The following is a 10585-nucleotide window of genomic DNA, read 5'->3' on the forward strand; positions in this document are numbered from 1 at the left end:
CGGCAGCACTTCGGTTGCGTCGCCAACAGCGAGAATTCGTCCATTTGCGACGGCCATCGCAGAAGCCGCCGGCTTGGCCGGGTCCATGGTCAGAATCTTTGCGTTCGTGACCACTATGTCCGCTTGCATCAATGACGCTCCCCCAGCCTGCCCAACTTCCCTTCCGGTTAGGGCAGCAATTGGCTACATTTTTTGAATACTTTGTTGTATACACTATGCGCTTGTGAATGCGTGAGTCAACCGGTACCTATTTGTCGCGTTGACGCCAGCCGGTGTTAGGAGCCCCGATGAACGACGTTGCCCGCGGACATTTGCGTCAGTCGACCTACGAATCGATCAAAGCGATGATCGTGACCGGGCAGCTGTCACCGGGCAGACGAATTACGGAACTCGAGCTCGTCGAACAGCTTCAGGTCAGCCGGACGCCGGTGCGCGAGGCACTTAATCGATTGGAGCGTGACGGGCTTGTGGTCGAACGTCCCCGCACGGGATTTGCGGTGGTTCAATTTGACGAAACGATGCTCCGGAACGTGTTCGATATCCGGGCAGAGCTGGACGCCTATGCGACGACCTTGGCGATCGCCCGTATCACCCTCGATGAAGTGGAACTGCTGCGCGGCTTGGTCGCGGATTGCGAGCGCCTGGCGCAAATCGACCCATCTCCCCGTGCCCGGCTGGAGGAGATGCAGACCGGCATGGAAATCCATCGCGCAATCGCGCGATTTAGCGCCAACGTCATGCTCGCGGAAATGCTGAACGGACTTTTGGACAAGTGCCAAGTCTATGTGTGGATGGAATTGACCCAGCTGAACGACTGGAAGGCGGCGCGTGACGACCATCATATGATTGTTGAAGCGATCGCTGCCGGGGACGCCGACACAGCCTGCCGCGAATCCCGCCGTCATATCCGGCAATCGAGGGATGGCATCCTGGACCTCATGCTCAGACAGCGTGATCTGCGTGACCTGTATCTATCCCGAAACGAGGAGTCGCAGGCCCGACCGGGTCTGGCTGTTTGAGTATCAGGCTCCCCATGCGACAAAGGCTTTTTGACGACGACAATAGCCCCTGGAACGACTGAAACAGGCGCAAAAGCTCGAAGCTTCCGGTTCAGGGCAGGGCGTTGCCCTTGGACAGACGTTTGGCGGACCTTGCGGGGAGGCGTCCGCTCTGATTCCCTGCCTTTGGTGGGGGTCGCCTGATTCGTGTGCTCGTTGCTCCGGTTCCGCTTGATAGTGCGGCGGGGCAGCAGGTGATTTCGCTAGAAAGATGAAAAATGACCGCCAAGCCGGAAATCCTGGAGATGAGGCCTAAGATCACCGTTGTCGGCGTCGGCGGCGCCGGCGGAAACGCCGTCAACAACATGATCTCCGAAGGCTTGCAGGGCGTCGAGTTCGTCGTCGCCAATACTGATGCCCAGGCGCTCACGATGTCGAAGTCGTCGCGGCTGATCCAGTTGGGCGCGCATGTGACAGAAGGTTTGGGGGCCGGATCTTTGCCACAGGTCGGCAGCGCGGCCGCGGAGGAATCCATAGACGAGATCATGGATCATCTCGCGGGAACGCATATGTGTTTCATCACGGCGGGCATGGGGGGTGGCACCGGGACAGGCGCGGCGCCGGTTATTGCGCGTGCCGCACGCGATGCCGGCATCTTGACGGTGGCGGTCGTTACCAAGCCTTTCGTGTTCGAGGGCAAGCGCAGGACCCAGGCCGCGGAGGAAGGCATAGAACGCCTTCGCGAGTGCGCCGATACGGTGATCGTCATCCCGAACCAGAACCTCTTCAGGGTCGCCGACGCCAGGACCACGTTTGCCGACGCCTTTGCCATGGCAGACCGTGTTCTCTACGCGGGTGTCGGATGCATCACGGATCTCATCGTGAAAGAAGGCCTGATCAATCTCGATTTCGCCGATGTGAAGTCAGTGATGCGGGACATGGGCCGGGCGATGATGGGAACCGGCGAGGCTTCTGGCGAGGGCCGTGCAAGGACTGCGGCCGAGGCTGCGATCGCCAATCCGCTGCTCGATGAGGCTTCCATGACAGGCGCCAGAGGCCTGCTCGTGTCGATCTGCGGCGGCACGGACATGACGCTGTTCGAGGTCGATGAGGCTGCGACACGGATACGGGAAGAGGTCGACGCCGACGCCGACATTATCGTGGGCGCCATCTTCGACCAGGCATTGGCCGGGAAGTTCCGGGTATCGGTCGTCGCAACGGGCCTGCGCAAGATCATGGACATTGCACAGCCCGAGCAAAGGACCGCTTGAAGCGCTCGGCCTGTCCAACGGCGACGCACTTGCCGCACTGTCGCTCAACCTTTGACCGAATCCAGCCGCAAACCCGGCGTGCCAGACCGACCAGCCGATCATTCCTGCTCGACTATCGTCGCGTCCTGGAGGCGATGAGCATCGCGCGGATGTTCGCGGCGAGGCGGCCGCAGCACGTTGCCGACCGCACCATCGACAAGCCGGCTCAGATCATTGCGGAACCTCCGCCTCTAGGGTAATTTAGAAACTGATTGGATGAGGAATGCGCCCGCATTCGCCTTGGCGCCTCTCTCAGTTCCTGTATCGGCAGATTGTGAACTCTTTAACAGACCCTGACACCGCAAGCTGCGTTCTTGTGGTCGACAGGTCATAGCAGTTAAGGATTTGCCATGCTGCGATGCTGCGCGTTCATTGCAGCCTTGATCATCGTGAGCCTCGCGACGTTCGACGCTCACGCCGATCGAAGGGTTGCCCTTGTGATCGGCAATTCCGAATATCGTGAAATCCCGGCGCTCAAGAACCCGGACAAGGATGCCGCGGATGTGTCGAACACGTTTCGGCTTGCCGGCTTCGACGTGTTCGTCGCCAAGGATCTCACCAAGCTCGAATTCGAGAAGCAGTTTCGCAGCTATCTGGCCGCCGCCGACGGCGCCGACCTGGCTGTCGTCTACTATTCCGGCCACGGCTTCCAGATCGGCGGCGAGAATTTCCTGATCCCGGTCGACGCCTCGCTGAAGAGGGCGGCCGACATCGAGGTCCAGGCGATCAAGCTCAACGATGTGTTGGAGCAACTGCGCTCGAAATCGAAGATCCAGGTGATCATCCTCGACGCCTGCCGCAACAACCCGTTCCCGCGCAAGGACTACTGGCTGCGGGATCAACTGATCACCGCCGGCAATGCCGGCCTCGCGCAGGTCAAGAGCTCGCTGAACACGCTGATCGCCTTCGCCACCGAACCGGGCTCGGTCGCCTATGACGGAACCGGTGACCTTAGTCCCTTCTCATCGGCATTTTCGCGCCGCGCGCTGGCGCCTAACCAGGAGATCCGCGCCGTGATGGCCGCGGTGCGCCGCGACGTCGTCCAGGCGACCGACGGCAAGCAGGTTCCCTGGGAAAACTCCTCGCTGATCGACGAGGTCGTGCTGATGCGCCGCGCCACCCGGCCCTCGCTGCCGCCGGTGCTGGAGAAGGTCGTGTTGTCGGGGGTCGGCCCGGTCGATCTCGGCCTGCCGCAGCCGGTCGATGTCGACGGCGGAACCGTCACCGTCAGCATCGAGAGACCGCCGGCTCTCGGCCGCCTGACGCTGGACGGCAAGCCTGTCGAGGTCGGCCAGCCGATCCAGGGCAAGGACCTGCCGCGCCTGAAGATGGATGTCCCCAAGGGCGCCGCCGCGCAGGACGAGGTGGATATGCTGGCCTACGCCACGCATGACGACTGGGGCGGCCAAAGCCAGGGCATACTGGTGTTTCGCGTCAAGAGCGGCGAGGGAGCCGATGGTCAGCAGATCATGGCCTCGCTGGAGGCCGAGCAGAAGCAGCAGATCCTGGAGCGCGGCATCCAAATCACCGGCGCCGCAGAGGCGATCGAAAATCGTGACATCGGTGTTCCGGTGGGCGTCGGCCCGGTTGCGCTGAACCTGGATCTGCCGACGAAGGACCCCGCCGTCAGCCTGAAAGTCGCGAGCTATCCGGCAACGGGAACGCTATCCCTGCCTGACCGAACACTGACGCCCGACTCAAGCCTAAGGGCCGACGAGGTCGAGCACCTGCGGTACGAACCGCAGATCGGCACCGTCAAGCCGCTCATAGTCGGCCTCGAAATCCGGGCCGACGACAATTCATCCAAGCCCGCCAGCATGAAACTCTCGCCAAGCGTCGATCCATGCGACACGGCCGCCGGCGAACCGCTCGACCTGCAAGGCGTGGTCCCCGGCCTGTTGCCGAACGAGATCGGCGCCGGCGCGGTGGACGCCTGCGAGACGGCTGTGAAGGCTTATCCGGATGTACCCCGCTTCCGCTATGAACTCGGACGCGCTCTGCTTGCCGTGGGCAAGGTCGAGGATGCCAGGACAGCCATCGAGGAGGCCGCGAAAAGGGGGCATGTCCGCGCCGTCTTCGAACTCGGCTACCTGCATGCGACCGGAACCGGAACCGCTCAGGACCGCACGCAGGCCAATGCCCTCTACAAGGCTGCGTCGGACAAGGGCGATCCCTACGGCATGACGTCCTGGGGGCGCGCGCTGTTCAACGGCTACGGCGTCAGGCCCGACACTGCAAAGGGGTTGGACCTGCTGCTCAAGGCCGCGGCGATGGGGCACACCTATGCCATGAACGATCTCGCCGCGATCTTCACGGAGGGCCGCAACGGCGTGACCGCCGACCCGGATCGCGCGGTTGCCTTCCTTCAGGCCGGCGTGCAGCGGCAGGACATGTATTCGATGAACCTGCTCGGCCGGAACTATCTTAGCGGCCAGGGCGTGGACAAGGATCCGAAGATGGCGCTGACGCTGTTTCAACGGGCCATCGATCTCGGCCAGCCCTACGCTCCAGCCAGCCTTGGGCGCATGTACCGGGACGGCTCCGGCGTGGAGCGGGACCTCGCCGAGGCACAAAGACTGTTCGAGCTGGGGACCATGCGCGGCGATCAGTCCGGCGCCTACGATCGCGCGGCTCTCGAAATGCAGAAGGGCGACAAGGCCGATCAGGCCGTCGCCGCGCGTTTCCTCGCTTTCGCGGCCGCGCTCGACCTTCGCAAGGAGCTGCCGGAGGCCAGGAAGACGCTGGCAAAATTCGCAGCGAAGCCGAAAACGGCGGCGCTGGAGCAGTTGCAACAGGAACTCAAGTCGAAGGTCGCCGTGACCGGCTCGCTGGACACTCAGCTGATCAACGCGGCCAGAGGGGTGTGGGAAGAAGCCAATCCGCGCAGGGACCTTTTCTGATCAACCGGGAGGCAATGGTGGGCAGGACATTGAAGCAGGCAATCACCGCAACAACGCTGTTCGGCTTCATGGTGGCGCTCATGGGCTGCACGTCCCTGATGCCCAAGGCCGAGCCGACACCGGTGGCGGCGAAGCCGCAGCAGAAGGTGGTCCGCACGACCCCTCAGACCACGGTCGTCAAACAGAAAAAGGTGACCGCCAAAAAAGTGGTAAAGCCGGTTGAGGAAACCACTGTGACCGCGCCTGTTGTTCCCACTATGGGAGGCGGTGGGAGCGGCGGAGGCAATAGCGGCGGCGGCTGGGGAGGATGACCAAGCATCCAGGGCAGCCGGCTGCGATGACCGTGCGGTGCGCCACTGACTTCAGCACCGCCTTCACAAAGGCCTAGGCATCCGCCGATTGGCGCAGCGCCTCGATCTCCGCCGTCTGGATGCCCATTTCGACGAAGGCTGAAAGCACGGAAAAGCGATCGGCGAGCGCGACACGTGCCAGCCCCGCCAGGATTCCGGCATTGACCGCATGGGCGGCGGAGAACGGACGCATCACAGGCACCGCCGCCTCATCCGCGGCCAAACCGTCGTCGCGCCATATCACCGCCAGGGCAATCCAGGCGGCCGGCGTTGTCGGCGGCATCGCCACGGCCCTGCTTAGTACCGCATGATGCCTGGGATTGTCCGGCTCGCTGACCCAGTCGCCGACAAGCATGAGCAGCTCCAGGTCCTGCCCGTCGAGCAGGTCGCGCAGGTGGCTCAGGCATTCATGAGCCCACCAGACCGCGGCCCGTTCGGCGAGCAGATAGGCACAGAACGTGATTGCTTCCTCGGGCACCGGCCCGGCGAGCAGGGCTCGGCAGAACTCGATCGAGGCCTGTTCGGTCGGAAGAGCGCTCATGTCCCCGGCAACAGCGGGACAAGCCGTGAAAAGATCCCGTGCCGTTTTGTATCGGAGCTCATTGGCCATGGCCACCAGCCTTCCCAGGGGAACACGAGCCACTCAAGCGCCCGGCGAGGCGCGGGTCAAGTCTTGCTCGACCGGCAGGCGGCCATCGCCGGCGAGGCCGGATATTTTCGATGTGGTCGACAGACAATCGCTTCGGAATTTGATATGATCCGCGGCCGGCGAAATCGGATGCTCAAACGGGAGTAACGGTTATGCGAATGGGCAGTTCAGCCTTTGTGTTGGCGGTCGTGCTTGTGTCTGGCCAGGCTTTTGCCGATCCGCTTCAGAAATCGGAAGACATCGTGAAATTTTTTGCCGGAGCGGGCAATCTCGGCGCTTCGCGCGGGATTTGCGTCGGCACCGAGGACGAGTGCAAGAGCAAGGCCGAGGCGAAGGACGCGCCGGCCAAGAAAACCGGCCTCGACATGATGATCAATTTCGGGCTCGATTCAGCCCAGCTCGACACGACCGCGCGCACCGAGCTCGACGAGTTCGCCAAGGCGTTGAAGGACCAACGGCTGAGCTCTTTCAGCTTCGTCGTTGAAGGTCACACCGACGCCTCCGGCTCGTCCCGCTACAATCAGGAACTGTCACAAAGGAGAGCGCAATCGGTGGCCGCCTTCCTGACGGCCAATGGCGTTGCCGCCACCAGGCTCGAAGCGATCGGCCTGGGCAAGACGCATCCGCGCAGCGCCAACCCGTACGATCCGGTCAACCGCCGGGTCGAAATGCGGATCAGGACGGAGTAGCACCCCTCATTTGCGTCGGCAGGCGCCCTTTGCGGCAGGCCCGGGTTCCGGCCGTCACTTGTTGAGCACGCCGCCCACAGCCACACCGGTGCCGAAGATCAGCGCCTTGGTCAGGAAGTCGTTGTTGTTGTCCTGGGGCGGCGGGGGTTCCTCCCGGCCGACCAGGGTGTCGCGGTTGCGCTTCTTCTGAACGACCTGCTGTTGCTTCTTGCGCTGCTTCTGCACCACCGGCTTCGGTGCGCGGGCCTTCTGCACCACCTGTTTCTTCGGCGTCGTCGCGCGGGCCTGGTCGGCGGCGTGCCTGGCGCGCACCGCCTCCATCATCGGGTCCGTCTGGACCACCAGGAAGGCCAGTTGCTCGCGCGTCAGGAAGCCGGTCGGCGGCAGGCCGTTCTCCTCTTGCCAGTCGCCGATCGCCTGGCGGGTCTTGGGCCCCATGTTGCCGTCGACGCTGCCAAGTTCGTTGCCGAGGGCCTCGATGCGCAACTGCAGATCGATGCGCCCCTCGCGATCGAGACCGATGGCGCTTTCCGTCAGTTCGCTGCCCAGCGCCTGCTTCATTTCGTCGGAAATGCCGACCGACGTGCGCACGGCGGAGCCGGAATTGGCGTTCGCCTCGTCCGTATCGAGGGCCGCGACCTGCTTGTCTTCGGCTTTCGGGTCCTGCAACTCGTCGATGTTCAGCTTCGCCACCGTGGCGAAGCGGCCATTCGGGAACTGTTCGAGATAGGCCTCGTAGAACGGAATGGAATTCTTCTTCGAGGCCTCGTCCCACAGACGCTGCTCGACTTCCCATGACGGAGGTTCGCCGACCACCAGGGCGGGGGTCGAAGTGGCCGCGGCGCCGGGTGTCTCGGCTGCGGGTTTTGCCGCGGGCGTCGCCTCGACAGGTTTTCCCATGAAGACCTCGCGCCCCAGCGAGGCATTGTGCCACGGCCGCTGCCGGCCTTGCGTGGTCTCGGTCACCTCGCCGCGCACGCGCGTCAGCGCGCTCTGGATCTCGACGCCCGGCTCGGTCAGGTGCCTGGCGAGGGCGGTCGAATAAGGACTGTTGACGCCGTTGCCATCGAAAGCGATGGCGCCGGGATCGGTTGCGTAGGCAATCAGGATGCCGCCGGTGCCGACACCGTCCGATTCGGCCTCGACCGGCGCCAGTCCGGCCCCCAGCGAACGGCTCTTCGGCAGCGCGGCGGCAAGGGTCCTTGCCAGCGGATTGTCGCGGCAGGCGTCGAGGATGATGACCCCGACCGCCGGCTCGGGCGGCAGCGCCGACATGAACTCGTCGATCTGGATGGTGCGGGTCTTGAGATAGGCCGGCGACGTCAGCTCGGCATCGACCGGAATGAGGAAATTCTTGCCGTCCACCTGCATGCCGTGGCCGGCGTAGTAGATGACGGCGAGGTCGGCGTCGTAGGATTGCTCGGTGAACCGGCTGATGAGGCTGTGCATGCCCGCATTGTCCTGGTCCAGGCCTTCGATAACCTCGAACCCGGCGTTGCGCAGCGTCGATGCAATGAGCTGTGCGTCATTGGCGGGATTGGGCAAGGCGACGGCATGGACGTATTTGCTGTTGCCGATCACCAGCGCGACGCGTTTGGCGTCGGGCGCGACGCTGTCGGGCGCGGCGGCCTGGGCGGCGAGCGAGGCCAGGACAAACAGGATAAATCCGCTCAGAAAGACGGCGAACGCTTTCATGGGTCAGCCCTCCGCCCCAACGGGGCGCGCTAGTGGTGTCTGCACATGCTAAAATTCATCCGCGACACAAGTCGCTTCTGCCAAAAATGGCTTCTGGGCGTCTGTGATCCCGGCCACAGTTTTGGTTCACAAAAGGCCCAAAAAAGTTCGCCGATAATAGCACCCTGGCAGTGGGAACACCAACGACCCCACCGGTCGAGGGGCGGTCAAAGAGTGCTTTGAACCGAGCTGATGAGGGCGGTGAGGGCCTGCTTGTACTTTTCGAATTCCGGTGACGTCTGGCGGATCTCGGTCGTGGTCGTCGTCTGCTGGCCCGCGTTGGTGGCGACCCGGGCGACCTTCTGGCCCATTTTCCGTTCCGCCCAGTCCATGACGTAGCTGGCCGTCTTGCCGGTCAGGAACGGGTTGGCCTGGATGACGGCCGATCCGAGCACCGCGCTCAGTTGCGTCGAGCCCGGCGCCGCCAGCACCTGGGCCGCGCCTTCCATGCCGAGGAAATGACAGAGATAGAGCCGCCCGGCGGTGATCTGGTGCCCGCGGGCGCGGAGATAGGCCTCGCCCTCGCGCGCCAGGTTGCGCACCATCTCGCGCGACAGCGTGGCGTCGTAACGAAGCGCGAGCAGGTCGGCGGTCGACAGCGAGCGGGCGAGATCGGGCCTGTAGGTGTTCATCATCCGGATCCAGGTCTTGGTGATGAACTGGCCGGCGCCGGTCGCGGAGGAAAGCGGGTTCTTGGCCCGCGCGCTGCCGCCGCTTTCGACATGGACGATGCGGTCGGTCAGCGTCTCGACGGCAGCATCGCCGGACCCGCCAGAACCGCCTGAAACGTAGCTGGCAACCGTGGTGACCGTTCCCAGCGGATCGATAGCCGCGCCGTTCTGGTAGAGCTCGAAATGCAGATGCGGGCCGGTCGAAAGCCCGGTGGTGCCGATATAGCCGATGACGTCGCCGGCCTTCACCTTGGTGCCGACGCCGCTCGCGAGCGCGAATTTCTGCATATGCGCGTAGCGCGTCTCGCGCCCGTTGGGATGTGAAATCTTCACCAGATTGCCATAGCTGCCGCCATCGCCCTGAAAAGTGATCTCGCCATCGAAGGCGGCCATGATTGGTGTACCGATCGGAGCAGCCCAGTCGACGCCCTTATGGATCCGAACCGTGCCGAGGATCGGGTGCTTGCGCGGGCCGAAGGTCGAGGTCATGACCCCGCTCACCGGGGTGACCATGCCGTTGGTCACGGCCAGCGAACGAACCTCGTCATTGCCGGTGACGCACGCAAACTGGCCGTCGCTTTGCTGGAAAACGAAACAGTCGAGGCTTTTCTCGGTGCCCTGGACGCCGACATAGAGGACCCGTCCGGAGATCTCGCTTTGGCCGCGAGGCGTTTGCGAATAGATCAGCACCAGGCGCTGGTCTTCACTGGCGAAGGCGTCGAGATCCTGCCCCCGCGACAGATACATGATCGCCTCGCCGATTACGCTGGTTGGAACCTTGTTGCGAGCGGCCGTCGAATAGATCGCGTCGAGCAGGCGATACTGGCGCTTGGGCCCGCCCTCGTCGGATGCGCCTGAATAGTTGAATAGATCCTCGCGGACCCATGGGTCGACGCCCGACACGAACGCTCCCTCGGCGTTGCGCGTCAGTGTCCCGACATAGACGTTCCTGGCGTAGATCGAAACCTGCATGAGCGACGCTGTCGTCGCTTCGCGCGTCGGCCTGAAGCCACGCATGGCCACGACATAGCCCGGTTCCAGGCTTTCCCGATTGAACAGTGCCTTCAGCGCCTCGCCGGCGAGTTTCGCATCGTCGGCCGAGAAATGCGCGTCAAGCACGACGCTGTCCAGGCTGCGGTCATTGAGGATCTTCACGAACGTGTCTTCGGTCGCCTCGAAGCGCTGGTACTCGCTGGCGACGGTCGTATTGTTCTCGATCTCGGTCTTCTTGAAGGCGGGAAGGGCGGCTTCGCCCTGATCGACGGTCTCACCCCAGCCAGCCTC

Annotated in this window: 8 protein-coding genes; 5 read left to right on the forward strand and 3 right to left on the reverse strand. The window is 63.5% G+C overall.

The genetic code is table 11. The features are described 5' to 3' along the window. Positions 1 to 287: 287 nt before the first annotated feature. From EN745_RS20660 to EN745_RS20675, 4 genes are all read left to right on the forward strand, one after another. Positions 288 to 1019, forward strand: coding sequence for a GntR family transcriptional regulator (locus tag EN745_RS20660; protein ID WP_127422124.1), 732 nt, complete (start codon positions 288 to 290; stop codon positions 1017 to 1019). A 257-nt stretch (positions 1020 to 1276) separates the two neighbouring features. Then, entirely contained in the window at positions 1277 to 2269 is a 993-nt protein-coding gene (gene ftsZ / locus EN745_RS20665) for a cell division protein FtsZ (protein ID WP_127399760.1), read from the forward strand. 389 nt (positions 2270 to 2658) lie between these two features. Next, positions 2659 to 5208 carry a caspase family protein gene (locus tag EN745_RS20670; protein WP_127422125.1) on the forward strand — a complete coding sequence of 850 codons (2550 nt, stop codon included), beginning with the start codon at positions 2659 to 2661 and terminating at the stop codon, positions 5206 to 5208. A gap of 29 nt (positions 5209 to 5237) precedes the next feature. Further along, the gene (locus EN745_RS20675) at positions 5238 to 5519 is read left to right on the forward strand and encodes a hypothetical protein (RefSeq protein WP_245455434.1); all 282 of its coding nucleotides are present in this window, start codon (positions 5238 to 5240) and stop codon (positions 5517 to 5519) included. 73 nt (positions 5520 to 5592) lie between these two features. Here the strand turns inward: EN745_RS20675 and EN745_RS20680 are convergent, their stop codons facing one another. Then, positions 5593 to 6168 (reverse strand): hypothetical protein, encoded by a 576-nt coding sequence (locus EN745_RS20680; RefSeq protein ID WP_127422126.1) that lies wholly within the window; start codon positions 6166 to 6168, stop codon positions 5593 to 5595. Positions 6169 to 6359: 191 nt separating this feature from the next. On the opposite strand from EN745_RS20680, the gene EN745_RS20685 reads away from it, so the two are divergent. Then, entirely contained in the window at positions 6360 to 6896 is a 537-nt protein-coding gene (locus EN745_RS20685; protein WP_189347287.1) for an OmpA family protein, read from the forward strand. A gap of 54 nt (positions 6897 to 6950) precedes the next feature. Here the strand turns inward: EN745_RS20685 and EN745_RS20690 are convergent, their stop codons facing one another. Next, positions 6951 to 8591 carry a caspase family protein gene (locus EN745_RS20690; protein ID WP_127422127.1) on the reverse strand — a complete coding sequence of 547 codons (1641 nt, stop codon included), beginning with the start codon at positions 8589 to 8591 and terminating at the stop codon, positions 6951 to 6953. Between the two features lie 206 nt (positions 8592 to 8797). Next, the coding region (locus EN745_RS20695; protein WP_145992080.1) for a M23 family metallopeptidase at positions 8798 to 10585 on the reverse strand (1788 nt) is incomplete at its 5' end.

The organism is Mesorhizobium sp. M4A.F.Ca.ET.022.05.2.1 (assembly GCF_003998845.1).
In the GTDB taxonomy this organism is placed as follows: domain Bacteria; phylum Pseudomonadota; class Alphaproteobacteria; order Rhizobiales; family Rhizobiaceae; genus Mesorhizobium.